At 72.8% G+C, this 23,984-nt stretch carries 18 protein-coding genes; 6 read left to right on the top strand and 12 right to left on the bottom strand.

The window, feature by feature from the left end; translation table 11 throughout:
- Positions 1–36: 36 nt before the first annotated feature.
- Positions 37–699, bottom strand: coding sequence for a carbohydrate-binding protein (locus tag ACIBQZ_RS35875; RefSeq protein WP_396093315.1), 663 nt, complete (start codon positions 697–699; stop codon positions 37–39).
- A gap of 320 nt (positions 700–1,019) precedes the next feature.
- On the opposite strand from ACIBQZ_RS35875, the gene ACIBQZ_RS35870 reads away from it, so the two are divergent.
- Positions 1,020–2,210: a beta-1,3-glucanase family protein gene (locus ACIBQZ_RS35870; RefSeq protein ID WP_396093314.1), complete on the top strand. Its 1,191-nt coding sequence runs from the start codon at positions 1,020–1,022 to the stop codon at positions 2,208–2,210.
- Between the two features lie 100 nt (positions 2,211–2,310).
- On the opposite strand, the gene ACIBQZ_RS35865 is transcribed toward ACIBQZ_RS35870, so the two are convergent.
- Entirely contained in the window at positions 2,311–3,237 is a 927-nt protein-coding gene (locus ACIBQZ_RS35865) for a TIGR03619 family F420-dependent LLM class oxidoreductase (RefSeq protein WP_396093313.1), read from the bottom strand.
- Between the two features lie 204 nt (positions 3,238–3,441).
- Between ACIBQZ_RS35865 and ACIBQZ_RS35860 the strand changes: the two genes are divergently transcribed.
- Positions 3,442–4,014: a hypothetical protein gene (locus ACIBQZ_RS35860; protein ID WP_396093312.1), complete on the top strand. Its 573-nt coding sequence runs from the start codon at positions 3,442–3,444 to the stop codon at positions 4,012–4,014.
- A gap of 110 nt (positions 4,015–4,124) precedes the next feature.
- Entirely contained in the window at positions 4,125–5,132 is a 1,008-nt protein-coding gene (locus ACIBQZ_RS35855) for a GNAT family N-acetyltransferase (RefSeq protein ID WP_396093311.1), read from the top strand.
- Positions 5,133–5,136: 4 nt separating this feature from the next.
- Here ACIBQZ_RS35855 and ACIBQZ_RS35850 read toward each other — a convergent pair whose 3' ends face one another.
- Positions 5,137–5,838: a tetratricopeptide repeat protein gene (locus tag ACIBQZ_RS35850; protein WP_396093310.1), complete on the bottom strand. Its 702-nt coding sequence runs from the start codon at positions 5,836–5,838 to the stop codon at positions 5,137–5,139.
- A 90-nt stretch (positions 5,839–5,928) separates the two neighbouring features.
- Here ACIBQZ_RS35850 and ACIBQZ_RS35845 point away from each other — a divergent pair, with 90 nt between their 5' ends.
- Positions 5,929–6,858, top strand: a complete 930-nt coding sequence (locus ACIBQZ_RS35845) for a hypothetical protein (RefSeq protein ID WP_396093309.1) — start codon at positions 5,929–5,931, stop codon at positions 6,856–6,858.
- A gap of 14 nt (positions 6,859–6,872) precedes the next feature.
- On the opposite strand, the gene ACIBQZ_RS35840 is transcribed toward ACIBQZ_RS35845, so the two are convergent.
- The 8 genes from ACIBQZ_RS35840 to ACIBQZ_RS35805 form a co-directional block, all read right to left on the bottom strand.
- Complete coding sequence (locus tag ACIBQZ_RS35840; RefSeq protein ID WP_396093307.1) at positions 6,873–7,514, bottom strand: SDR family oxidoreductase; 642 nt, start codon at positions 7,512–7,514, stop codon at positions 6,873–6,875.
- A gap of 9 nt (positions 7,515–7,523) precedes the next feature.
- The gene (locus ACIBQZ_RS35835) at positions 7,524–8,318 is read right to left on the bottom strand and encodes a hypothetical protein (protein ID WP_396093306.1); all 795 of its coding nucleotides are present in this window, start codon (positions 8,316–8,318) and stop codon (positions 7,524–7,526) included.
- Positions 8,315–9,361 (bottom strand): LacI family DNA-binding transcriptional regulator, encoded by a 1,047-nt coding sequence (locus ACIBQZ_RS35830; RefSeq protein WP_396093305.1) that lies wholly within the window; start codon positions 9,359–9,361, stop codon positions 8,315–8,317. Before ACIBQZ_RS35830 ends, ACIBQZ_RS35835 begins: the two co-directional genes overlap by 4 nt.
- Positions 9,362–9,458: 97 nt before the next feature.
- Positions 9,459–10,730, bottom strand: a complete 1,272-nt coding sequence (locus ACIBQZ_RS35825; protein ID WP_396093303.1) for a DUF1996 domain-containing protein — start codon at positions 10,728–10,730, stop codon at positions 9,459–9,461.
- 71 nt (positions 10,731–10,801) lie between these two features.
- Complete coding sequence (locus ACIBQZ_RS35820) at positions 10,802–12,541, bottom strand: discoidin domain-containing protein (protein ID WP_396093302.1); 1,740 nt, start codon at positions 12,539–12,541, stop codon at positions 10,802–10,804.
- Between the two features lie 285 nt (positions 12,542–12,826).
- Complete coding sequence (locus ACIBQZ_RS35815) at positions 12,827–14,182, bottom strand: hypothetical protein (RefSeq protein WP_396093301.1); 1,356 nt, start codon at positions 14,180–14,182, stop codon at positions 12,827–12,829.
- Positions 14,172–15,416, bottom strand: coding sequence for a type III PLP-dependent enzyme (locus ACIBQZ_RS35810; protein ID WP_396093300.1), 1,245 nt, complete (start codon positions 15,414–15,416; stop codon positions 14,172–14,174). The genes ACIBQZ_RS35815 and ACIBQZ_RS35810 overlap by 11 nt, the downstream gene beginning before the upstream one ends.
- Positions 15,417–15,448: 32 nt before the next feature.
- Positions 15,449–18,223, bottom strand: a complete 2,775-nt coding sequence (locus ACIBQZ_RS35805) for a putative bifunctional diguanylate cyclase/phosphodiesterase (protein WP_396093299.1) — start codon at positions 18,221–18,223, stop codon at positions 15,449–15,451.
- 214 nt (positions 18,224–18,437) lie between these two features.
- Between ACIBQZ_RS35805 and ACIBQZ_RS35800 the strand changes: the two genes are divergently transcribed.
- Both ACIBQZ_RS35800 and ACIBQZ_RS35795 read left to right on the top strand, forming a co-directional pair.
- A complete protein-coding gene (locus ACIBQZ_RS35800; RefSeq protein ID WP_396093298.1) occupies positions 18,438–21,671 on the top strand; it encodes a GH92 family glycosyl hydrolase in 3,234 nt (1,077 codons plus the stop codon).
- 57 nt (positions 21,672–21,728) lie between these two features.
- Positions 21,729–23,405 carry a serine/threonine-protein kinase gene (locus ACIBQZ_RS35795; RefSeq protein ID WP_396093297.1) on the top strand — a complete coding sequence of 559 codons (1,677 nt, stop codon included), beginning with the start codon at positions 21,729–21,731 and terminating at the stop codon, positions 23,403–23,405.
- A 132-nt stretch (positions 23,406–23,537) separates the two neighbouring features.
- Here the strand turns inward: ACIBQZ_RS35795 and ACIBQZ_RS35790 are convergent, their stop codons facing one another.
- Positions 23,538–23,960 (bottom strand): PPOX class F420-dependent oxidoreductase, encoded by a 423-nt coding sequence (locus ACIBQZ_RS35790; RefSeq protein WP_396093296.1) that lies wholly within the window; start codon positions 23,958–23,960, stop codon positions 23,538–23,540.
- Positions 23,961–23,984 lie beyond the last annotated feature (24 nt).

Genomic DNA, 23,984 nt, shown 5'->3' with positions numbered 1-23,984 from the left:
GGGCCGCGTACCGATCCGGTGCGCGGCCCCGGCGCGTCAGTGGGCGAACGTGAAGTGGTTGAGGTTGACGAACTCGCCGTCGCCGTCGCGGCCGAAGGTGACGAACACCGTGTGCCGTCCGGTGGTGGGCTTGAGGCCCGTGGTGCGCGACTCCCACTCCTGCCAGCCGCCGGTGTCCTGGACCGGCAGGGTGGCCGCGGGCTCGTTGCCGGGGCTGTCGATCCGCACCTCGACCCGGCCGCCGCGGTCGTCCGCGTCGGAGGCCAGCCGGACGGTGACCTTGGTGGCCGGCCGGTCGCCGAACTCCACGTCGTCGAAGCGCAGCCAGTCGCCGTTGCCGATCCAGCCGACGTTCTGCCCGCCGCCCTCGTCCTCGGTCTCCTGGCTCTCGGTGCCCTGCTGTCCGTCGGCCGCCTCGGCCTGGATCACCGAGTAGGCGTCCAGGCCCCCTGGCTCCGGGGCCGTCGGCGCGGGTGACGGCTCGGCCGAGGGTGTGACCGGCGCGGCCGGGTCGGCCGGTGCGGAGGCGACCGGAGGTGGGGCCGCGGCGGCCGGGGTGTCCGAACCGCCCTGGAGCCGGCCGATCAGGTAGCCGAGCAGGACGAGGGCCAGTCCGGCCGCGGCGAACGCGAGCCGGTTACGGGTGACCCGCGACCGGGAGTGATAGACCCCGGGCGGCGGGGAGGCTGGAATAGTCATCGGCTGAGCAGGATAGCGCAGCGGGCGGCCTTTTTCGAAAAATGTCGACCATGGACTTTGACCTGCGGCGATGGCCCGGGATGCCGGCCCGGGCGGGCTGTGCTACGGGGCCGGGACATCAACGGACGTCATCGGTTGACATCCTCCGCCGGCCGTACGAAGCTCGGTGAGAGCGCTCTCAGTGACAACGGAGCGTAACGGCCGGGACGCACCCCCCTTCCCCTGTCCGCCCCCGAAGCGGCCCGGCCGGCGCCGGATCCCTCCCGTACGGATGTCCTCCGCCGGGCCGGTGCCACCCGGGGGCCGACCGTTAGGTGCCTATGCGACCCCATCGCAAAACCCTGCTCGCCCTCGCCGTCGCCGCGGTGGCGATCCCCGCCGCCGTCGCGGTGATCCCCTCGGCCCAGGCCGCCGCCGGGCCGGACCTGCTCCCGCTCACCGTCACCAACAACTCCGGCCGCGGCGAGGCCACCCACCTCTACGTGCTCGGCGTCAACGGCGGCAAGCTCGGCTACGTCACCGAGGCGGGCACGTTCACCCCGTGGACCGGCGGCGCCAACCCGCCCGCGCCGGCGCCGGACGTGTCGATCGACGGGCCGGCCGACGGCGCCAGCAAGACGATCTCGGTGCCCAAGGGCATCTCCGGCCGGATGTACATGGCGTTCGGCGACAAGCTCGACTTCCGGATCAGCCAGGACGGCGGCCTGGTGCAGCCCGCGCCGTGGGCGGCCGGCGACCCGAACAGCGAGATCCTGTTCGACTGGAGCGAGTTCACCTACAACGACTCCGGGATCTGGCTGAACAGCTCGCAGGTCGACATGTTCGCCGTGCCGCACGCGGTCAGCGTGACCGGCTCGGACGGGCAGACCGCGGTGACCGGCGAGCTCAGGCCCGGCGGGCGCACCGCCGTCATCAACGCCATGAAGGCGGACACGTCGTTCGGCGGGCTGGTGCAGACCCGGGACGACGGGACCGTGCTGCGGGTGCTGGCGCCCGGCAAGGGCGCCGACCGGGGCAGCTTCGATCCGGACTACCTGGCGCCGTACATCGACCGGGCGTGGGCCGCGTACACCGGCGCCGAGCTGACCGTGCGGCCGTTCGCCGACCAGCCCGGCCAGGTCTTCAAGGGCCGGACCGCGGGTGACGTGATGACGTTCACCGATGCCACGGGCGCGCAGGCGGCGACCTTCACCAAGCCGACCACCGCGCACGTGTGGGGCTGCGACGGCAACCTCGGCGCGCCGAACGACCTGGTCGTCGGCCCGATCGCGCGCAGCCTCTGCGCGGCGTTGCAGCGCACCACGCTGGGCACCCAGGCGGTCGAGCCGAGCACCGACGCGTCGACGTTCTACCGCAACGAGCCGACCAACCTGTACGCCAAGGTCATCCACGAGCAGATGGTCGACGGCAAGGCGTACGCGTTCGCCTTCGACGACGTGGCCAACCAGGAGTCGCTCGTGCACAGCGGCGATCCCACCGCGATCGGCATCACGCTCACGCCGTTCGAGTAGCCGGCCGCTCATCGCGGTGGCCGCGACCGGGCTCTCCGTGTCGCTGCCACCGCGGTGCCGTGCCGCACGGGGGAGGTGCCCGGCGGCCGAAAAGCGATCCTCAGCCGTTCGGGGCGAGCGCGGCGAGGATCTCCTCGGCCCGCTCGCCGGCGGCCCGCGGATCGGCGTCCGGGGAGCCGATGAACGGGTCCCAGTTCAGGTCGTAGAACAGCTCGGTCACCCCGGCCTCGGCGTACAGCTGGGCGCCGGCCCGGATCTGGTCCCAGGTGCCGGAGAGCGGCACGTCGTCCGCGCGCAGCCCGGCCTTGACCACGCCGCGCACCACGATCCGGATCGCCGCCGGGTCGCGGCCCGCCTCCTCGGCGGCGCGGCGCACGATCTGGGTGCCCCGGGCGATGTCGGCCAGGCTGGCCCGGCTGCTGCTGACCCAGCCCTCGGCGATCCGCCCGGCCCGGCGCAGCGCGATGTCCGCCGTGCCGCCCAGCAGGATCGGCGGCCCGCCCGGCTGCACCGGCACGGGCGCCATGACGCTCGGCGGCACGGTGTACAGCTCCCCGTCGAACGCGGCGTGCTCGCCCCGGAACAACGTGCGCAGCACCCGCAGATACTCCTCGGTGCGCCGCCCGCGCGGGTTCGGGTTCGAGCCCGTCGCGGTGAACTCCACCTGCGACCAGCCGGTGCCCAGGCCCAGGTCGAAGCGGCCGCCGGAGAGCACGTCGAGGGTGCCGGCCTGCTTGGCGAGGTAGGTGGGTGACAGGTACGGCAGGTTGATCACGGCGACGCCGAGCCGGATCTGGGTGGTGCGGGCGGCGGCGTAGGTCAGCGCCAGCAGCGGATCGAGCACGCTGCGGTAGACCGGCGCGAGACCCTGGTCGTCGCCGGCGAGCAGCCGCTGGAACGCCCAGAGACCGTGGTAGCCGAGCTCCTCGGCCCGCATCGCGAACCCGGTCAACGACAGGGGGTCCGCCCACACCCCGGACACCGGGCACCCGCAGCTGATCAGCATGCGGATCACCGTACTGTCCATGCCAGTACGGTGCTACTGAAGGCCGCCCCGCGCCCTCTGGGGGCCGCAGACTGGCCCAACGTTCGATACTGCGCGGCGTTGCCTATGTTTTGTGTCCGCTGGTGGTCATATGGCACGCTGATGGGGTAAACCTGCTGCTGGATGGCTTGGCCGAGGCTGAGTGTCATCGACTGGGCGCAGAAGAGCATCCATGAGGATCAACCAGTGATTGTTTCGGCCTTCGGGTGGAGTGAAGCTGATGCCCTCGGCTCAATGATTGGCGGCTTGTCTACCGCCGCTGCTCTTGGGGCGACCTTAGCGATTCTGGTAAGGGAGATTCGAACCCGCAAGCTAATGGACCTAGAGAGAGATCGGGAACGCAGGGACAACGAGCGACGCCAGGCTCGAATGGTGTACGCCACTTTGGATCCGGAGAGACCGATCCCAAGCGACCATTTGCCGCGATCCATGCGAGGCTCGGAAAATGAGGTTTATGTTAGGGTCTTCAACCAAAGCGAGGAGCCAATCTGGGATGCGAAGGTCTACCTTCCTGAACGAAAAAGACCTCTTCTGTTTGAACAGGTAGGTCCGCACGACTCGGATACTAACGGTTGGCTCGACGCTCCCGATGAATGGTATCTGATGAATGTCGGACCTGGTTGTCCTGGTACGCCGCACTGGCTTCCACTCGACATTGTATTTGTAGACAACAGGGGTTTGCGATGGCGACGCTCGGGGCGCAGTGAACCAGTGCGCCTGCTCGACAACGAGGATCTCGTCCGGGACGATGCGGCCTGATCCGCATTCGGTATTGAGTACGCTCGGCAGTCTCCATGAGTGGCGCCCAGGTCGCTAGTTCCGCGCGGATGTCGTTGCTGAGACCGAACGTCTCGGTTCGACTGATAAGCATGGTGATCGGTGGCACCGATCGAATATGTCACACCTGCGAGGAGGTCTACCGCATGCCGCTGTCGCTGGTGCAGATGGGCCCGGCGGACTTCGCGCGCCGCCGGGGGCCGCTGATCGCGAGCTACGCCCGGGCGATCGAGAACTCCCGCCGATTGCCCGCGGCGCAGGCGCGCGCCGCGGCCGAGCTGGACGTGGCCGAGCGGCTGCCGCGGGGCCCGGCTACCCGGGGCCACCTGCTGCGCAAGGCGTTGGTGGGCGGCGCGGAGGTCGGCTGGATCTGGGTGTCGCTGCCCGGCACGAGCGTGCCGGAGGCGGCCTGGATCAACGACATCGAGGTCGACCCGGAGTTCCGGTCCCGGGGGTACGCCGGCGCGATCATCACCGCCGCCGAGGCGGAGCTGGCCGGGCTGGGCGTGGCCCGGCTGGGCCTGAACGTGTTCGGTGACAACGGCCCGGCCCTGCGGCTCTACCAGCGGCTCGGCTTCGAGGTGACCGCGCAGCAGTACGGCCGGTCGCTCACCGAGGTCACCGCGCCGGACGGCATCGAGCTGGTGCCGATGGCCGACTACGAGAGCCGGATCGAGGCGCTGTTCGCCGACTACGCCCAGGACCTCGTCGACGAGCAGGGGCTGTGGCACGGCGAGGCGGAGGCCCGGGCGGCCCGCAAGCTGTCCGAGCTGCTCCCGCACGGTGCGCGCACCGAGGGCATGATCCTGCGCACGGTGCTGGCCCGGGGCGTACCGGTGGGGTGGGTCTGGGCCGGCCTGCCGGAGTCGCCGCGGCCGCACCTGGGCTGGCTGCACAACATCGAGATCGACGAGCCGCACCGCGGCCGCGGGCACGGCAGCGCGGCCATCGCGGCGATCGAGGCCGAGCTGGCCCGCCGGGACGTGCCCGGCATCGGCCTGAACGTGCACGGCTCGAACGTCGGCGCGCGCCGGCTCTACCAGCGGCTGGGCTACCAGCTGCTGGCCCAGCAGATGGCCAGGCAGCTGCCGGCCGGCTGACCGGTCAGGGCCGGGTCTGGCCGGCCTCCGCCTTGGCGAGGAACTGCTCCATCCAGGCGATCCGTTCGGCGCTGAGGCCGGCCTCGTGGGCCTGCGCGACGGCCTGCCGGACGTGGGCCAGGCCCTGCTCGCGCAGCCCGTCGGCCAGCTCGGCGATGCCCAGCGCGATGGTGCCGCCGGGGATCCAGCGTGGGTCGCCCAGCTCGGCGCGCAGCTCGTGGGAGATGCGCAGGTGCTCCAGGGCCTTGTCGGACTGCAGGTCGGACATCGCGTAGTAGAAGCCGACGTGGCGGTGCACCTCGGAGCGCAGCAGCAGGTCGCCGTACCGGTCGGCCAGCTCCAGCGCCTCCCAGTAGTAGTGCATCGCGGTTTCCCAGTCCTGGCGCAGCACCTGGTGGACCAGGCCGAGGCCGAACAGCGACTCGGCGGTGCCGGCCGGGTCGGCCAGCCCGCGGCGGATCTCCAGGGCCTGCTGGAACAGCGCTTCCTCGCCCTCGCTGTCGGCCTTGGCGGGGTCGTCGTCGAGCGCCCGGAAGTGCATGAGCATGGCCTGCCGGTCCAGCACGGCCGCCTCCAGCGCCCGGTCGCCGTCGGCCCGGGCCCGGGTGAGCAGCTCCTGGAAGGTGCGCTCGGCCGCGTCGTACTCGCCGGTCCGGAAGGCGGCCTCGATCATCGCCTCGTTGCCCGCCGCCAGTGTGTCCCCCATTGTCCCCATTCTTCGCAGGCTACTGCCGATCCGGGGGCAAAAGGGTCCCCCCTGCCCGTTTGCTTGCCCGGACCTGCTCGAATCAAGGGCGTGAACCACGACATCGAAACGCGTCTCGCGGCCCTGGCCGGACTCATCCGGGAGGCGGAACTGCTCCGGGCCCGCCGCGCCGAGCTGGGTGGCCGGCTCGCGCACCAGGAGGAAGCCCTGGGCGAGCTGCGGGAACGCTGGGCCGGTGAGGTCCGTGACGTCGAGCGGCTGGAGAGCCTGTCGCTGTCCCGGGTGCTGGCGGCGCTGCGCGGCGCGCAGGCCGAGGAGCTGTCCCGGGAACGCGCGGAGGCCGACCTGGCCCGCTACCGGCTGGCCGAGGGGGAGAGCCGGCTGGCCGCGATCCAGGCGGAACGCCAGACGGTCGAGGCGCGGCTGACCGAACTGGCCGACCTGCCGGCCCGGTTCGCCGCGGCGGTCGACGACAAGGAACGCCACCTGCGTGAGCAGGGCGGCCCCCAGCTCGCCCGCCTGCTGACGCTGGCCGAGGAGCGCGGCCGGGTCGAGGCGGAGCTGCGTGAGCTGCACGAGGCGGCCGGGGCCGCGGAGGTCGCGCTGCGGGCGCTGGGCGAGGTGCGCCGCCAGCTCGACCTGGCGTCGGGTCGCCAGACGGCCGACAACCTGCTCGGCGGCGCGCTGTCGGTGGGGCAGCCGAACTGGCTCGACGGGGTGGCCTGGGCGGCGGCGCACGCCGACCGCTGCCTCGCGGTGCTGCACACCGAGCTCACCGACGTCGGCCTGGCCCGGCCGCTGGGCACGCTCCCGCGGGCGATCGCGCCCGCGACCGGCTTCTCGCAGGTCTTCTTCTCGAACATGATCATCCGGGACCAGCTCACCCAGGCGATCCGCGCCGTGGACGCGTCGGCCCAGCTGGTCGCCGGGGTACGCCAGGACGTCGCCCAACGCACCGAGGCGACCCGCGGCCGCTGGCACGTCCTTCAGCAGGAACGCCAGCGCCTGCTGACGACCTGACCGGCCGCGCCGGGTCAGACGGCGGCGAGCGCCTCGGCGATCGGGGTGTCGCCGGTGAACAGCTCGAACGTCGCGTCGATCGCCGCGCGGGTGGTGAGCACGGCGAACAGCACCGCCGCCACGTCGTCGCGCGGCACCGGGCCGCGGCTGCCCAGCTCGACCGAGATCCGCACCCGGCCGGTGCCGGGGTCGTCGGTGAGCGAACCCGGCCGGACGATCGTGTAGTCCAGGCCGCTGGCCCGCACATAGTCGTCCGCCTCGGCCTTGGCGTGCAGGTACGGGCCCATGGACCCGGCCGCGGCGTCCGGCCGGTCCGCACCGATCGAGGAGATCATGACGTAGCGGCGTACCCCGGTGTTGCGGGCCGCGTCGGCGAGCTTGACCGCGCCGCCCAGGTCGACCGTCCGCTTGCGCGCGTCCCCGCTGCCCGGCCCGGCCCCGGCCGCGAACACCACCGCGTCCGCGCCCTTCACGTACGCGTCCAGGGTCTCGTCGTTCTCCAGGTCACCGAGCACCGGGATCGCACCGACCGCCCGGAGATCGTCCGCCTGCGCGGGGGAGCGGATGAGGCCCCGGGCGGTGTGGCCCTGGGCGGCGAGCAGGCCGAGCAGGCGCAGCGCGATCTTGCCGTGGCCGCCGGCGACGAGGATGTCCATACCTCAGTTCTACTCCGCCTCGGGCCGGGTGGTCGCCGTCCGGCTGTCGCCGGTTCGGGCGGGGATCGGGGCCGGCGCGGCGGGGAGGGCGGGCTGCGCCGCCGCGGGCTGGAACGCGACGTCCGAGACGTCCGCAACCAGTTCGGTGAAGTCGGTGCCGTAGGCCGCCGGCTCGACGATCCGCAGCACCAGCGCGAACGGCCGGTCACCGCCGTAGCGACGGGACAGGTCGGTGTGCCGGGACGCGAGGTAGCGGGCCCCGGCCAGGTTGCTGCCCGCGCTCAGGCCGCCGATCAGGAACACCGGGTGCCCGCCGGCCGGTCCCCAGAACCGCGCGACCAGCACGTAGCTGACCTCGGGGGTCAGCACGTACTCGGCGCCGCCGACGGTGAATGCCAGCCGGGGCGAGTTGCCGTCGTCGACCGTGTAGGTCACCCCGCGCAGGATGGTGCGGACGTGCGCCGCGCTGCGCGGGCTGGCGCCGCCGGGGCCGCCCACGCAGAACTCGGTGAGCCGGCCGATCTCGCCGGCCGGCTGGTTCTCGCCGACCCGGTCGGCGTGCGCGCCGCACTCCCGCGCGATCGTCGCCAGCTCCACCAGCGCCGCCACGTCACGGCGGTGCACGCTGAACTCGCGCGGCGACGACGCGTGCCGGGACACCACCAGCAGGCAGCTCGCCCCCTCGGTGAGCCCGAAGAAGGCCCGCTCCCGGGAGAGCCGGCGGCGGCGCAGCAGGAAGCCCGCCAGCCAGACGGCCGTACCGGCGATGACGCTGGCCAGCAGATTGATCAGCAGGTCGCTCACGCCGACTCGCGGATCACGAGGGTGGGCTGGAAGGTGACCGAGCGCGGCAGCCGGCCCGGCGCGGCGATGTGGGCCATCAGCACCTCGGCCATCTCCGCGGCCATCTCCTCGACCGGCTGGCGGATCGTGGTCAGCAGCGGCCGGCAGTCCAGCGCGGCGCTGCTGTCGTCGAAGCCGACCACGGCGAGGTCGTCGGGCACCCGGCGGCCGAGGTCCTGCACCGCGCGCAGCGCGCCCTCGGCCATCAGGTCGCTGGCCACGAAGAGCCCGTCGATGTCGGGATGGTCGGCCAGCAGCCGGCGCGCGCACTCCTCGCCGCCGTGCCGGGTGAAGTCGCCCTCGATCGACGGCACGTCGGCCATGCCGCGGTTGGCCAGGTACGACCGGAAGCCGTCGAGCCGGTCCGAGCCGGCCGGGATGTCCAGCGGCCCGCTGATGGTGGCCAGCCGCCGGCAGCCGCGGCTGAGCAGGTGCTCGGCCGCCAGCCGGGCGCCGAGCCGCTGGTCGACGTCGACGAAGCTGGCCGGCAGCGGCGACGCGGGCCGGGCCGAGACCACCGCCGGGATGCCGAGCTCGTGCACCTGGCGGGGCAGCGGGTCCTGCTCGTGGCTGCTGATCAGCAGCACCCCGTCGACGTGGCCCTGGCGCAGGTAGCGGATGACGTGGTGATGGTCCGTCGAGTCGGTCGGGATGATCACCAGGTGGATGTCGTGCGGGCGCAGTGCGCCGGTGGCCCCGGCGGTGATCCGGCCGAAGTACGGGTCGGTGAAGACCCGGTTGAGGAACGAGGAGTCGTGCGGCCGGTCCGGTTCGGAGATCACCAGGGCCACCGAGTTCGACTTGCGGGTGACCAGCGAGCGGGCCGCCACGTTCGGCACGTAGCCGGTGTCGGCGATGGCGCGCTGGACGATCTCGCGGATCTTCGCGTCGACGCTGGGCGCACCGTTGATCACCCGGGACACGGTGGCCCGCGAGACCCCGGCCGCCTCGGCGACCTGGTCCATCGTCGGGTGCTGCCCTCCGCGGGCGGGCCGGGTAGTCATGGCGTCTGTTATAGCACCAGGCGATTTCTGCCTGAGAGCGCTTTCACGGCCCGCGCCGCCGGGGCCGCGACGAGCCCCGGCGGCTGCGGGCCCCATCTCAGGGCCGCCCGTTCGTGCCGCACTTGATGATCGGCCTGATGCAGTCGTTGACCCGGCGGGCCATCTCCTCCACCGGCCAGGCGTTGAAGAAGTCGCCGTGCATGCTGTACCCGTTGCCGGACGCCAGCCGGAAGTTCGCCGGACTGCCGCTGACCGGGTAACGCATGACCTGGCGCAGCTTCGGCACGACGACCGGGTGGGTCGCCGGGCAGGCCGCGTTGACCGGGTACGCCATGTGGCTCTTGTGGTCGGGCGAGTCCAGATCGCGGCCGTTCCAGCACTGCGGGAAGTCGAGGTACGACTCCAGCATCGTGCCGGCCGGGCACTCCACGAAGTTCTGCGACGAGCCCACGTGCCCGGCGTGCAGACACGACCAGCGCGAGTTCGACGCGTCGGCCGGGCCGGTCGCCTTGGCGTTGCCGGCCACGATCCGCAGCCCGAACGGCAGCGGCTGTGCCTGGGCGATCAGATCGTCCCGGACGCCCTCACCCAGGTAGTAGAAGATGCCGGTGGTCGGCTCGACCGGGGTGTTGCCGTTGTAGAACGTCGGGATCCAGTACGACGACTTGTCGATCGACGGGTTGCAGTTGCTGTTCGCGTTGAACAGGTCGTCGACCGTCGAGTTGGCGTTCGTCACCGTGCTGCCGAAGAAGCTGTGCATGTGCGAGGCGCCCGGCATGTTGGGGAACACGATCGGGTCGTCGGGCAGCCGGTGGCTGAACGGGCAGTCGGCGAGGAACTCCGACACCCGTACGGCGCCGGGCGGGATGGTCGGCGGGGGAGCGGTGCCGCCGCCGCTGCCGTACACCTCGAACTCGGCCAGCGAGACGCCCCACTGGGTGGCGCGGGCGGTGGACTGCAGGCGCACGTACCGGCCGGAGCCGGTGACCGCGACGCTCTGCCGCCCGCCGGTGCCGGCGACGTTGGCCTTGATCGTGGTCCACGAGCTGCCGGTGGCGGAGACCTGCAGGTTGAACGTCCGGGAGTACGCGGTCTCCCAGTCCAGCACCACCGAGGAGAGGGTGGCGGTGCCGCCGAGGTCGACCTGCAGCCACTGCGGGTCGCTGAACGCGCTGGACCAGCGGGTGCCGGGGTTGCCGTCGACGGCGTTCGAGGCGGGGAAGGCCGCGGACTCCGTCGACGAGGCGGTGGCCGGCCGGTTCGCCGAGAGCAGCCCGTCGGCGGCGCTGGCGGAGCCCTGGGTGATGGCGAAGGAGGCGGTCAGGGCGACCGCGACCGCGGCCGCGAGGAGCAGAGGTCGTTTGCGCATGGGGGTCCTTCCTGGTGCCGGGGGCGGGATGGGGGCCCGCCCCCGGCGCGGGGGAAAAGCGTGCGGTCAGCTCACTTGTAGACGCGGACGTAGTCCACGAGCATCCGCGCCGGGAACGGCGTGGAGGCGTCGATGGGACCGGGGAAGTCGCCGCCGACGGCCAGGTTGAGGATGATGTAGAAGGGGTGGTCGAAGATCCACGGCCCGCGGGTCGCCTCGACGGTGGCCTTGCTGGCGTAGAAGACCTGGTTGCCGTCGAGCAGGAACTTGATGCCCTTGCTGTCCCACTCCGCGGCCCAGACGTGGAAGTCCTGCGACAGGTCCACGGTGGCGTACTTCTGGCCGTAGCCGCCGGCGCCGTTGTACTGCGGGGCGTGCAGCGTGGAGTAGGCCTCGCCGGTGTTGCGGCCGAGCACCTCCATGATGTCGATCTCGCCGTTGTACGGCCACGGGCGCCCGGTGAGGAAGTCCGCGCCCATCATCCAGAACGCCGGCCAGAGCCCGTTGCCCTTCGGCACCTTGATCCGGGCCTCGACGCGGCCGTACTGGGTGGTGAACTTGCCGCCGGTGTTCATCCGGGCCGAGGTGTACTCGCGGCCGTTGACGGCTTCCTTGCGGGCCTCGATGACCAGGTTGCCGGCGCCGTCGGTCTTCGCGTTGTTGCTGTTCTCGGTGTAGTACTGGATCTCGCCGTTCTGCGGCACGCCCGGGTCGTAGGTCCACTTGGCGGTGCTGGGCTTGGTGCCCGCCGCGTCGTTGAACTCGTCGTTGAAGACCAGCCGGGTGGCCGGGAAGACCGGGTCGGCGGGCGGGGCCGGCGGGGTGGTCGGTGCGCCGCCGGTGCCGTAGACATTGAAGTCGTAGAGCGAGTAGCCGTACGGGGTGGCCCGGGCGGTGCCGTACATGCGGACGTAACGGCCGCTGCCGGAGACGTTCAGGACCTCCTTGAAGCCCTTGCCCGTGGTGGTGGAGTAGATGTCGGTCCAGCTGCTCGCGTTCGGCGACACCTGGATCTTGTACGAGGTCGCGAACGCCGGGTCCCACTGCAGCTCGACCCGGCTGATCTGGGCCGTGGCGCCGAGGTCCACGTAGATCCAGCCGGGGTCGACCCAGCCGGTGGTCGAGCTGGTCGCCCAGCGGGTGGCCGGGTCCAGGTCGAACGCCTTTCCGACGGTGCACGGGTTGCAGTTGACGTCGTTCTGCTCGCTGGAAGCCGCGCCCGGCTTGTTGTACGACAGCAACGTCGTGCCGCCGGTGGGCGGTGTGGTCGGTGGCGTGGTGGGCGGCGTGCCGCCGCCGCCGAGCACCTGGAACTCCCAGAGCGAGTAGCCGTAGATCGCCAGCGCCCGCTCGGTCAGGTTGAGCCGGACGTACCGGGCGGTGCCGGCCACCGCGACGGTCTGCTCGCCGACGTTGCCGCGCAGCGTGCCGGTGGCGTTGGTGAAGGTCGTGCCGTTGGTGGAGAACTGGACCGTGAAGGCTGTCGCGTACGCGGCCTCCCAGTTCAGCTTGACGCTGCTGACCGCGGTCGCGGCGCCGAGGTCGACCTGCAGCCACTGGGCCGGCGCGAAGGCGCTGGACCAGCGGGTGCCGGTGTTGCCGTCGGTGGCGGCGGACGCGGGGGTGCCCGCCCATTCGACGGACGAGGCGGTGGTCGGCATGCCCTGGGAGATCACGACCTCGGCCGCGTCGGCGCCCCGGACCGTGGCCACCAGGTACGCGGCGAGCAGGCCGAGCAGGGCGAGGCTGAGGGCGGCGGCCCGGGCGGGCCGGAACCGGCGCCCGTCACCTCGGAAAACGTCAGGACTCATGGACGGTCCTCCTTGCGGGGAATCAAGAGGGGATGTGTCAGAGCGGTTTCGGTGCTGCTTCGGGGATGAGAAAGCGCTCTTTGGTACGTCACTCTGAACTGGCGGTTCACAGGTGTCAATGCCTGCTAGCGGCTCGGGAAGCGCTTTCTCGCGGGCGTTCCCGGGGCCTCGGCCGGATCGACGCAGGTGAGCGGCCCGCCGACGGATCTCGGCGGGCCGCGAAGTCCCCGGTTCCGGAACTGGACGGCCCGGGCGCGGTCGGCGGGGCCACGCCCGGATCGGGGCTTATGCCGCGATTCGGCGGGCCGTGGCCCGGCGCCGGGCCACGGCCGGCCGGGGCACCGAGGTCAGCGTCCAGAGCACCAGCGCGGCGAGGCCGAGCACCAGCACCGCGGCGCTGACCGCCCGGTCGATCGACTGCGCGGTGACCAGCACCGGCAGCATCTTGACCGCCACCGAGCCGCCCAGCGCCCGCACCGACGCGCTGTAGGCCAGCGCGGTCGTGATGCCGTCGGCCGGGGCCTCGTCCGCGACCAGGGCGTCCATGTCGCCCTCGAACGCCGTCTGGCTCACCCCGGCCAGGAACTGGGCGATCAGCACGCTCACCACGTGCAGCGGGGCGCCGAGCCAGCCGATCAGCATGGCCAGGCCCCAGAGCGTCCAGCGCAGCACGGCCGGCAGCCGCATCGAGCCGATCGTCTCGACCGCCAGCGTCGCCAGCAGGCAGCCGATGCTGAAGGCGATGGCGGCGCCGGCGACCCAGTGCCGGCCGTGCAGCTCGGTGGTGAGCGGCACCGCGAGCAGGGTCGGGCCCGAGGCGAGCAGCATGATGCCGCCGCCCGCGACGAGCAGCCGGGGCGAGACCGCGGCCCGCCGGGACGAGCGGCGCCGGTGCCCGGTGACACCCTCGCCCGCGGGGCTCGCGGCGGCCGGGGCGCTGACGGCCGGGGCGCCGGCCGCGTACCCCAGGATGCGGGCGGGCATGATCCGGCGGGCCACGCCGTCCGGGGTCATCCGCGCCCGGCCCGCGCTGATGATCGTGGGGAGCAGCGAGCCCGCGTACCCGATGAAGATCATGATGAGCGGCGCGCCGGTCGGGTAGCCGCCCGCGCCCACCGGCAGCAGCGCGCCCAGCCCCGTGCCCGCGGCCTCCACCGCCGCGATGGCCAGCGCGTACCGGGTCATCGACCGGGGCCGGGCGTCGACGGCCGCCACCTCGGCGCGCATCGCGGCGAAGCCGACCCAGGCCGCCACGTGCATGGCGGTGACGGCGAGGGCGATCAGCCAGGACGGCAGGCCGGCGATGAGCCCGGCGAGCGCGCCGACGCGCAGCAGGATCTCGGTGCCGGCGGCGCCGCGCAGCAGGGTGCGGCCGGACCAGCGGCGGGCCAGCCAGCCGGTGACCGGCGCGGACAGCACCACGCCGATGAGCATCGCGGCGTTGTAGAGGGCGGCCTCGGCGAGGCCACCCCGGGAGACGGCCAGCAGGATGAGGATGGTCCAGCCCAGCGCCATGCCGAACGAGTCGACGACGCCCGCCACCACCAGCTCGCGCAGCCGGCCGGCGCGGCGCAGGCCGACCGGCCCGATCCGGCGGTGCCCGCCGCCCGTCGGCTCACGCCGCGTCCGGTCAGTGTCCACCGGAGGTTCCGGCCCGGACCAGCTCGTCCGTCAGCTCCCGGCGCTCCGGCCCGGTGCCGCCGACGAACAGCGGGGTGGGCGGCGCGAAACCGTTGAACGCCGAGGCGTAGCTGAGCGTGTACGCGCCCGCCGAGCCGATGTAGACGATGTCACCGACGTCGATGTCGGCGGGCAGCGCGACGCCGTAGAACATCGTGTCGGAGCTGTCGCAGCTGGGTCCGGTGACGGTGAACGGCAGCGTGGCGACCTCGCCGTGGCCGGGCACGGACGACCACATCGGGTAGTCCCAGCCGGTCGGCACCTGGACGGTCTCCATCATGCCGTTGTAGGCGCCGACGTCGACGAAGAGCCAGTGCTCGCCGCCCCGGAGCTCCCGGCCGATCACCCCGACGGCCATGACCGCGGCCTCGGCGACCAGGTGCCGGCCCGGCTCGGCGGCGAGCAGGGCCGGACGGTACGGCAGCAGCTCCGCCAGCGCGTCCAGCACCGTCGCGCCGATCTCGCCGAGCGACGGCACGTCCGCCAGGTACCGGGCCGGGAAGCCGCCGCCCAGGTCGATCATCTCCAGCCGGATGCCCACCGCGCGCAGGCTCGCCATGATCGCGCCGACCGTGCCGAGGGCGTGGCGCCAGGCGGCCGCGTTCCCGCACTGCGAGCCCACGTGGAAGGTGATCCCGTACGGCCGCAGCCCCAGCCGCCGGGCCAGCACCAGCAGGTCGTGTGCCGCGTGTGCCTCGGCGCCGAACTTGCGGGACAGCGGGAAGGAGCTGGCGGTGTCGTCGACCAGCAGCCGCAGGTAGACCGCGCTGCCCGGGGCGTACTCGGCGATCTTGCGAAGCTCGTTGGCGGAGTCGAAGCTGAAGCGCCACAGCCCGGCGGCGTGCGCGGCGGCGAGGTGCGCCGGCGGCTTCACCGGGTTGCTGTAGAGCACGCCGGCCGGGTCGACGCCGAGGCGCTGGAGCATCCGCAGCTCACCCAGCGAGGCGATCTCGAAGCTCGCGCCGTGGTCGCGCAGCGTCGCCAGGATCTCCGGCGACGGGTTGCACTTCATGGCGTAGAACGGCTGCACGCCGGGCAGCGCGGCGGTGAACGCCCGCAGCCGCCGCACGACCGTGTCCAGGTCGGTGACCAGGTACGGGGTGGGCATGGTGATGACCGCCAGGCAGTCCGGGGACAGCGCGGCGGGCCACGCGGCCGGCAGCGGTGCGCGGGTGCCGATGCGGGCGGCGGTCATGCGAGCTCCTGAGCGGTGGGAAGTACGGGGGATCAGGCGGCGGAGGACTGCGCGCCGGCGCCCTCGCGCAGCAGGCGCCCGGCCTCGGCGGCGGGCACCGGGCGGGAGAAGTAGAAGCCCTGGGCGAACGTGCAGCCCATGTCGCGGAGCGCGGCCAGCTGGCCGTACTCCTCGATGCCCTCGGCCACGGTCGACATGCCGAGGCTCTGGCCGAGCTGGACGATGGTGTTGGCCAGCGCGGTGTTGTCGGCCTGCTCGCCCAGCCGCTCCACGAACGAGCGGTCGATCTTGAGCGTGTCCACCGGGAACCGGCGCAGGTAGGCCAGCGACGAGTAGCCGGTGCCGAAGTCGTCGATCGCCAGCGTCACGCCGAGGGCCTTGAGCCGGACCAGCTGGGCCAGGTTCTCCTCGGTGTCGGTCATCAGCACGCTCTCGGTCATCTCCAGGCAGAGCTGGTCGGCCGGCATGCCGGTCGCGGTCAGCACCTCGCGGACCACGGTCGGCAGGTCGCTGCGGTCGAACTGGCGGACCGAGACGTTGACCGCCATCTTGACCGGGCGCCGGCCGTCCCGCGCCGCCCACTCCATCGCCTGGCGGCACGCCTCCTCCAGCACCCAGCGGCCCAGCGGCACGATGAGCCCGGTGGCCTCGGCGATCGGGATGAAGTCGAGCGGGTTGATCAGGCCGCGGACCGGGTGCTGCCAGCGCACCAGCGCCTCGAAGCCGATGACCCGGTTGTCGGCCATGTCGATGGTCGGCTGGTAGTGCAGCCGGAGCTCGCCGCGGTCCAGCGCCAGGCGCAGGTCGGCCTCCAGCTCCAGACGCTCGACCAGGCCGGCCAGCATCTGCGGGTCGTAGCTGGCGAAGCTGCTGCCGCCGGCGCCCTTGGCCTTGTACATGGCCAGGTCTGCGTTGCGCATGAGCTGCTCGGCGTCGTCGGCGTGGGTGTCGGTGGCCTCGCCCTCGGCGAGCACCGCGTACGCGGCCAGCCCGATGCTGCCCCGCACGTGCAGGTCCCGGGTGTCGATCCGGAACGGCTCGTGCAGCTCGTCGACGATGCGCTGGGCGACCAGCTCGGCCTCGCCCGCGCCGAGCGCCGAGCGGATCAGCACGGCGAACTCGTCGCCGCCGAAGCGCGCCACCATGTCGCCCTCGCGCACCGAGGCGGTGAGCCGGTCGGCGACCCGCACCAGCAGCTGGTCGCCGGCCAGATGGCCGAGGCTGTCGTTGACCTCCTTGAAGCCGTCCAGGTCGAGGAAGAGCACCGTCACGTCGTCGGCCGCGCCGCGGGTCTCCAGCGCCTCGGCCACCCTCTCGCGGAACAGCGCCCGGTTGGCGAGCTGGGTCAGCGCGTCGTGGTACGCCTCGTGCACCAGCTGCTCCTGGAGCTCCTTGCGCTCGCTGATGTCGCGGGTGTTGAGCACCAGGCCGCCGACGTTCGGGTCGCCGAGCAGGTTGGTGATGGTGATCTCGGCCTGGCGCAGGCCCAGCCGGCGGTGCGGCACGGTCAGCTCCAGCACCGTGGTCGCGTACGGGCGGCCGCTGACCGAGCGCAGCGCGTCGGCGAGGCGGCTGGCGGACTCGGCGTCCAGCACGCCGGTCAGCGCGCGCCCGGTGAGCATCCGCGGCCGATAGCCGAAGATCCGCTGCACGGACTCGCTCTGGTACAGCACCACGCCGTCGGTGCCCACCACGGTGACGACGTCGGAGCTGTGCTGCACGAGCGCGTGGAAGCGCTGCTCGCTGGCGTACAGCTCGGCGGTGCGGTCGGCGACCCGGGTCTCCAGGTTGCGGGTGAGGTTGCGGTTCTCCAGCAGGGTCAGCAGCTGGCGGCCGACCATCAGCAGGATCAGCACGGACCGGGTGTAGGCCACGAACGCGGTGTTCTGCCCGGTGCGGGAGAAGAAGATGACGCTGGTGACCAGCGAGGCCAGCACGGCCACGTACGGCAGCAGCACCCCGAACGGCTGGCCGCCCTCGCCGTCCAGCGGCAGGGCCGGCTGCTCGTCCGCGGCGGGCGCCACGATCGGCTTGCCGGCGGCCAGCAGGATCAGCGAGAAGCCCGCGAACCAGCCGATGTCGGTGACGCTGCCCGAGGCGTAGGCCCCGGTCAGGTTCAGGTACGCGTACCCGATGTCGGAGACCGCGAAGGCGACGATGCCGGCGCCGACCAGGGCGAGGTGGGCGAAGGTGTGGCCACGCCGGCGTTGCAGCGCCAGCATGTAGATCACGATCGTCACCATGACGATGTCACCGAGCGGGTACGCGAGGCTGAGGTAGAGCGCGACGGTGCTGTCCCCGCCCGCATCGAGCAGCGGTTCGATGATCAGGAACCAGGCGATCAGCATCAGCGAGACCGCGACCATCAGCCCGTCCAGCACGCTGCGGGCCCGGTTGGCCAGGGTCTGCGCGGCGACCGGCAGCACCAGCAGGCCGGCCGAGCTCAGCAGGATCATGCCCAGGTAGCCGAGGTCGGCCTGGGACGGCAGCGGCACCGAGCCGGTGAAGGTCTCCAGCCAGACGGCGCCCGCCTGGCCGACACCCCAGGAGAGCACGCCGAGGCCGAGTAGCGCCCAGCCGGTGCGCATCCGGCCGCGGAAGGCCGCCGCCCGGACCAGGCAGGCCAGCGCCGCGGAGACCGCGGCGGCGCACAACCCGAGGTTGGAGATGGTCTGCGAGACCTCCGGCCCGCCGACGCCGGTGCTGAGCACCGCGCCGAAGGCGACCACCAGGGCGGTGACGACGAGGCAGAGGGTCCTCCAGCGGCGGCTGCCGTGCGGCGACGGCTGTGCGGTGCTGGCTGCCATCCGACTCATCTCCGTCTGCGTCGGCCGCCCCGGGCAGGGTGGTCGTACCAGCGAGATCGGGCGGCAGGGGTGCGGACTTGAGGCGTTTCGCCGCCGGGCAGGCCGGTCCGCGGGTGCAATTCGGGTGCCCGGACGGCCGCGTTCATTGACACGTGTCTCTGGCGTGTGACAACGTTGTCACGAATTGATCACGACGTTGACCGGAGGTCTACCGATGTTCCGTCGGCTCCTGGCGGCCCTGCTCCTGGTCGTTCCGCTCGGCACCGCGAGCCCGGCGGCGGCGCGCGCGGCGCAGGACGATCCCGTCGACCTGGTGCGCCCGTTCGTCGGCACGCAGAACTTCGGCAACACCTTCCCCGGCGCGAGCGCCCCGTTCGGCATGGTCCAGGTCAGCCCGGACACCGGCGGCCAGGGCGGCTACGACTACCAGCAGTCCAGCATCTACGGCTTCAGCCAGACCCACCTCTCCGGCGTCGGCTGCGGGGTCGCCGGCGAGCTGCCCATGCTGCCCACCACCGGCGCGGTCACCACGGCCGACCCGAACCAGTACCGCTCGCCGTTCTCGCACGCCGACGAGGAGGCCGAGCCGGGCTACTACCGGGTCGGTCTGACGAAGTACCGGACCACCGCCGAGCTGACCGCCACCGCGCGCACCGGCTGGCAGCGGTACACGTTCCCGGCGACCGGCGCCGCCAACGTGCTGTTCAACACCGGCCGGGCCAACCAGAACGTGTTCGACTCCGAGATCCACGTGGTCGGCGACCGCACCGTCGAGGGCCGGGTGCGGGCCGGCAACTTCTGCGCCGGCCGCGACGACCACACCGTCTACTTCACCGCCCGCTTCGACCGGCCGTTCGCCGCCACCGGCAGCTGGCGCGGCTCGGCGCTCTCGCCCGGCGGCCGGGACGCGGCCGGGCCCGGCGGCAACGGGGCCTGGGTCACCTTCGACGCGACCGAGGACCGGGACGTGGTGGTCAAGGTCGGGCTCTCGTACACCGGGGTGGAGGGCGCCCGGCGTAACCTGGCCGCCGAGACCGCCGACTCGTACGACTTCGCCGCCACCCGGGCGGCCCTGCGCGCGACCTGGGCCGGCGAGCTGGACCGGGCCACCGTCGGCGGCGGCAGCACCGAGCGGCGTGAGGTCTTCACCACCGCGCTCTACCACTCGCTGCTGCACCCCAACCTGGCCGGCGACGTCGACAACCGCTACGTCGGCTTCGACCGCGCGGTGCACACCGCCGAGGGGTACACGCCGTACCAGAACTTCTCGCTCTGGGACACCTACCGGCCGCAGAACCAGCTGCTGGAGCTGCTGGTGCCGGAGGTGGCCCGGGACGTGGCGCTGTCGGTGCTGGCGATCGGGCGCGACGGCGGCTGGCTGCCGCGCTGGGCGCTGGCGGCGAGCGAGACCAACATCATGACCGGTGACCCGGTCACCCCGTTCCTGGTCGAGGCCTGGTCGAAGGGGCTGCTGGCCGGGCACGAGCAGGAGGCGTACGCGCTGCTGCGGGCGAACGCGACCGCCCAGCCGCCGGCGGACTCGCCGTACAACGGGCGGACGGGTCAGGACTTCTACGCCGACCGCGGGTACATCCCGTCCGGGTTGAGCCGCGGCAAGGAGTGCGCCGACAAGGGCGGCGACAACGACTGCGACCACCCGGCCTCGGCGACCCTGGAGTACGCGGCCGCCGACGCCGCCCTGGCGCTGATGGCCGCGGGGCTGGGCAAGAAGGCGGACGCGGCGCTGTTCGCCCGGCGCGGGCAGTGGTACCGCAACCTGTGGGACGTCTCGATCAAGCAGTTCCGGCCGCGCACGGTCGACGGGACCTGGCTGACGCCGTACGACCCGGTGGAGGCCGGTCACCAGTTCCACGAGGGCGGGGCGTACCAGTATCAGTGGCTGGTGCCGCAGGACCCGGCCGGGCTGGTGTCGCTGATGGGCGGGCGGCGGGCCACCGAGCGGCGGCTGGACGACTTCTTCGCCTACGACAAGCTGCTCACCGACCCGGCCGGCACCGCGCGGACCGAGTGGATCGCCGCGCCGTACGACTACTACGCCAAGGCCACGTACAACCCGAACAACGAGCCGGACCTGCTGGCGCCGTACCTGTATCTGTGGGCGGGCGACCCGGCGAAGACCGCCACCGTGGTGCGGGCCGCGATGACGCTCTTCACCACCGGGCCCGACGGCATGACCGGCAACGACGACCTCGGCACGATGAGCGCCTGGTACGTCTTCTCCTCCCTCGGGCTCTATCCGACGATGAGCGGCGCCGGCTTCCTGGCGCTGTCCAGCCCGCAGTTCCCCACCGCGACCGTCCGGACCGGGGGCGGGACGCTGACCATCACCGCGCCCGGCGCCTCGGACGCCAACCGCTACATCCAGCGGGTCAGGCTCAACGGCGCGCCGGTCGCCAGGACCTGGCTGGACTGGTCGGCGGTAGCCCGCGGCGGCACGCTCACCCACACGCTGGGCGCCCGCCCGTCGTCGTGGGGCACCTCGGTCGCCGCGCAGCCGCCGTCGGTGAACAAGGCGCCGGCTGACGGCCGTACCCATGTCGACGCGACCCTGCGCCCCGCGAGCGCGGCGCTGCCCGCGGGCTCGGCCACCGCGCAGCGGGCGAGCTTCCAGGTCGACGTGGTCGGCCAGGCGCCTCTGGTGATCGCGCCGAAGGTCACCGCGTCGGTGCCCGTGGGCTGGTCGGCGACGGTCTCGCGGGTGAAACCCCTGGTGTCCCGCCGTCTCCCGGTCGGCACGACCGCCACGGTCACCGTGCGGGCGCCGGCCGATACGCCGGTAGGGACGCACCCGATAGAGGTCACGGTGAGCGCGCCCGGCACGACGCCGGTCAAGCGCACCGCGTCGATCACCGTGCGGGAGCCGCTCACCTGCGCCGGCACGCCCGGCGCGGCGTGCCCGATCGACCTCGGCGCCGAGCGCACGCTGGACGGCACTGCGACCGTGGCAGAGCCGGCGGAGGGCAACTTCGACGGCGGCGGCTGGAGCTACGACGCGGACCTGCTGCCCGCGGCGGGCCCGGTCACCTGGGACGGCGTCACCTACCAGGCGCCCGACCCGGCGGGCACGGCGAAGAACTTCGTCCCGGCCCGCGGCCAGTCACTGCTGCTGCCGGTCGGCGACCACGCGGCGGTCAAGCTGGTCGCGACGACCCACAACGGGCCGGTCACGGCGGCCGTGACGATCGGGTACGCGGACGGCACCTCGGCGCCGGCCACCGTGACGATCGCGGACTGGTGCGGCACGGCGGCCCCGGGCAGCACCACCGTGCTGGCGATGCCGCACCGGATCAAGGCGGGGCAGGGCGTGGACGGCCCGCCGGTCAGCCTGTTCGCGGTGAGCCTGCCGGTGGCCGCGGGCATACAGGTCCGCTCGCTCACCCTGCCGAACGATCCGCGGCTGCACCTCTACGCGGTGACCCTGGCCTGATCCATTGTCGACGCGGGGGCCGTCGCGCCGCCTGCCCGATCCCGATAGATTCGTGGGGTGACCGGGAGCGGGGCCAGGGTGATCGTCGGCCGCTATCGGTTGGTGCGGCTGCTGGGGCGGGGCGGGATGGGTGCCGTCTGGCAGGCGCACGACACCCTGTTGGGCCGGGACGTGGCCATCAAGGAGATCTGGTTCCCGGGCGCCGGCACCGAGCCGGTCCCGCCGGCGGATCCGCTCGTCCGGCGGGCGTTGCGGGAGGCTCAAGCGGCGGCCCGGCTGCACCATCCCGGCATCGTCACCGTGCACGACGTGGTCACCGACGACGGCCGGCCATGGATCGTCATGGAACTGATCAACGGGCGGTCGCTGGCGGAGGCCATCCGGGAGCACGGGCTGCTGACCGAGCAGAAGACGGCGGAGATCGGGCTGCGCGTTCTGGACGCGCTGCGCACCGCGCATCGCGAGGGCATCGCCCACCGCGACGTCAAACCCGCGAACATCCTGCTCGACGCCGCGGACCGGGTGGTGCTGACCGACTTCGGCATCGCCGCCGTCGACGACGCGACCGCGCTCACCGCCACCGGGCAGATGGTCGGCTCCCCGGCCTACCTGGCACCGGAACGGATCAACGGCCGGCCCGCGGCCCCCGCCGCCGATCTCTGGGCCCTCGGCGTCACCCTCTACACCGCGGTGACCGGCAGCTCCCCGTTCCAGCGGGACGACACCCAGGCCACCATCGCCGCCGTCCTCACCAGCCGGCCCACCCCGCCGGCCCACGCCGGCCGGCTCTGGCCGGTCATCAAGGGCCTGCTCGTCAAGGAGCCGGACCGGCGGCTCACCGCTGAGCAGGCACACAAGCTCCTCGCCAACGTGGCCTATCCGACAGGCTCGCCCGGATCGGCCACGCCCACGACGGGGCGGCGCCTGCCTCGCTGGCGGCCCGGCCGACCCGGGCCGCGAAGGCGCACTGTGGACGGTCTGCCGGGAACGGTCGCGGCGCCGGCGCCCACGATCGCCGCACCCACGGCCCATCAGCAAGCATCAATCCCGGGAGAGGCGGCAACGGAGCAGGTTGTCACGGCGTCACCCGAGCCGACCACCACCGTCGCTCATCCGCTGACCTCCGGAGCGGCGCCGGCCGCGTCGAGACGGCACTTCGTGCTCTACGCCGCGATCGTGGCGATCGTGGCGGGTGTCGTCGGCGCCGGGACGCTCTACGCCCGCAACCGACCCGACGCGCCCGGCACGCGGCCCGCCGCCGGCCCGGCCGCGCTCACCGCGGCGGCGTCCACAGCGTCAGGAAGCGCCTCGGTGTCACCCGTCCCGCGCGGCCTGGCCGATCGGGCGCCGCGCCGCTCCACCAGCCCGCCGGCGCCCCGGTCCCGGGTGCCGGCCGCGTTCCACGGCCGCTGGGTCGGCATCGCCGACCAGCCGATGAGCAGGGCGAAGTCATGGCCGGCCGTCATCACCTTCGCCCCGGGCTCGGACACCGGAAAGTTCGAGGCGGTGAGCCTGCGTTGCAAGGGCGTGCTGACCGTCACCGCGCCGGCTCCTACCGAGCGCGTCCTGCACGTGCACCAACGCACCACCCGCGCCTCGCCCGCCCGCTGCGCCGAGGCGGCCGACCTCACCCTGATCGTCAACGCCGCGGGCGGCATCGACATGTACTGGCAGGACGCCGCGGCCGCCAACAACACCGCCACCGCGACCCTGGTGGCCGAGGCGCCACGGTGAGGTCGCCTCCGACCTCGGTCCGGCCCGGGACGCCGGACCGAGCGAGGAACCGGCGGTATTCGCTTGGGCCGGGCCGGGACAGCGCGGGCGCTCAGCGGCAGTCGACGACGATGTCCGTCAGCCGCGCCACCGCTACATCACCCAGCCGTACAGCCGCTCGACCTCCAGGCTGAGCACCAGCCGGCCCTCGTCGATCATGGCCCGGCGGTAGTCGTCCCAGTCCGGGTGGTCCTCGCCGCGGATCAGCCGGTAGACCTCGACGAGCTCCTCGACCGTGGCGTCGTGCTGCTCCGCGGCCGGCGCGGAGAACGTGGCGCGCACGTCGGCGACGACGTAGCCGGCGCCGCCCGGGCCCGGCACCCGCAGGCTGGCGCGCGGGTCGCGCCGCAGGTTGTGCACCTTGGCCAGCGACGCGCGGGTCGACACCCGCAGCACCCGGGCCTGCTCGGCGGCGGTGTAGTTCACATCGGACAGTTGGGGGCGGCCGTCGCGCCTGATGGTGGCGAGGGTGCACAGGTTGGCCGCGACGATCGTGGCCCAGAGGTTGTCGGACATGGAGATCAGGTTAGGCGCAGCCGC

The sequence above is a fragment of the Actinoplanes sp. NPDC049599 genome, from assembly GCF_044465625.1.
Classification (GTDB): Bacteria; Actinomycetota; Actinomycetes; order Mycobacteriales; family Micromonosporaceae; genus Actinoplanes.
Note: the sequence above shows the minus strand (reverse complement) of the source record. Positions and strands in the feature narration are given on the sequence as shown.

Bases quoted from the DNA above. Each gene is read 5' to 3' on its own strand.
- ACIBQZ_RS35800 (WP_396093298.1), top strand. From the start codon at position 18,438: ATGTTCCGTCGGCTCCTGGCGGCCCTGCTCCTGGTCGTTCCGCTCGGC.
- ACIBQZ_RS35830 (WP_396093305.1), bottom strand. From the start codon at position 9,361: ATGACTACCCGGCCCGCCCGCGGAGGGCAGCACCCGACGATGGACCAG.
- ACIBQZ_RS35805 (WP_396093299.1), bottom strand. From the start codon at position 18,223: ATGGCAGCCAGCACCGCACAGCCGTCGCCGCACGGCAGCCGCCGCTGG.
- ACIBQZ_RS35865 (WP_396093313.1), bottom strand. From the start codon at position 3,237: ATGGACAGTACGGTGATCCGCATGCTGATCAGCTGCGGGTGCCCGGTG.
- ACIBQZ_RS35870 (WP_396093314.1), top strand. From the start codon at position 1,020: ATGCGACCCCATCGCAAAACCCTGCTCGCCCTCGCCGTCGCCGCGGTG.
- ACIBQZ_RS35840 (WP_396093307.1), bottom strand. From the start codon at position 7,514: ATGGACATCCTCGTCGCCGGCGGCCACGGCAAGATCGCGCTGCGCCTG.
- ACIBQZ_RS35875 (WP_396093315.1), bottom strand. From the start codon at position 699: ATGACTATTCCAGCCTCCCCGCCGCCCGGGGTCTATCACTCCCGGTCG.
- ACIBQZ_RS35810 (WP_396093300.1), bottom strand. From the start codon at position 15,416: ATGACCGCCGCCCGCATCGGCACCCGCGCACCGCTGCCGGCCGCGTGG.
- ACIBQZ_RS35855 (WP_396093311.1), top strand. From the start codon at position 4,125: ATGGTGATCGGTGGCACCGATCGAATATGTCACACCTGCGAGGAGGTC.
- ACIBQZ_RS35820 (WP_396093302.1), bottom strand. From the start codon at position 12,541: ATGAGTCCTGACGTTTTCCGAGGTGACGGGCGCCGGTTCCGGCCCGCC.
- ACIBQZ_RS35825 (WP_396093303.1), bottom strand. From the start codon at position 10,730: ATGCGCAAACGACCTCTGCTCCTCGCGGCCGCGGTCGCGGTCGCCCTG.
- ACIBQZ_RS35850 (WP_396093310.1), bottom strand. From the start codon at position 5,838: ATGGGGGACACACTGGCGGCGGGCAACGAGGCGATGATCGAGGCCGCC.
- ACIBQZ_RS35790 (WP_396093296.1), bottom strand. From the start codon at position 23,960: ATGTCCGACAACCTCTGGGCCACGATCGTCGCGGCCAACCTGTGCACC.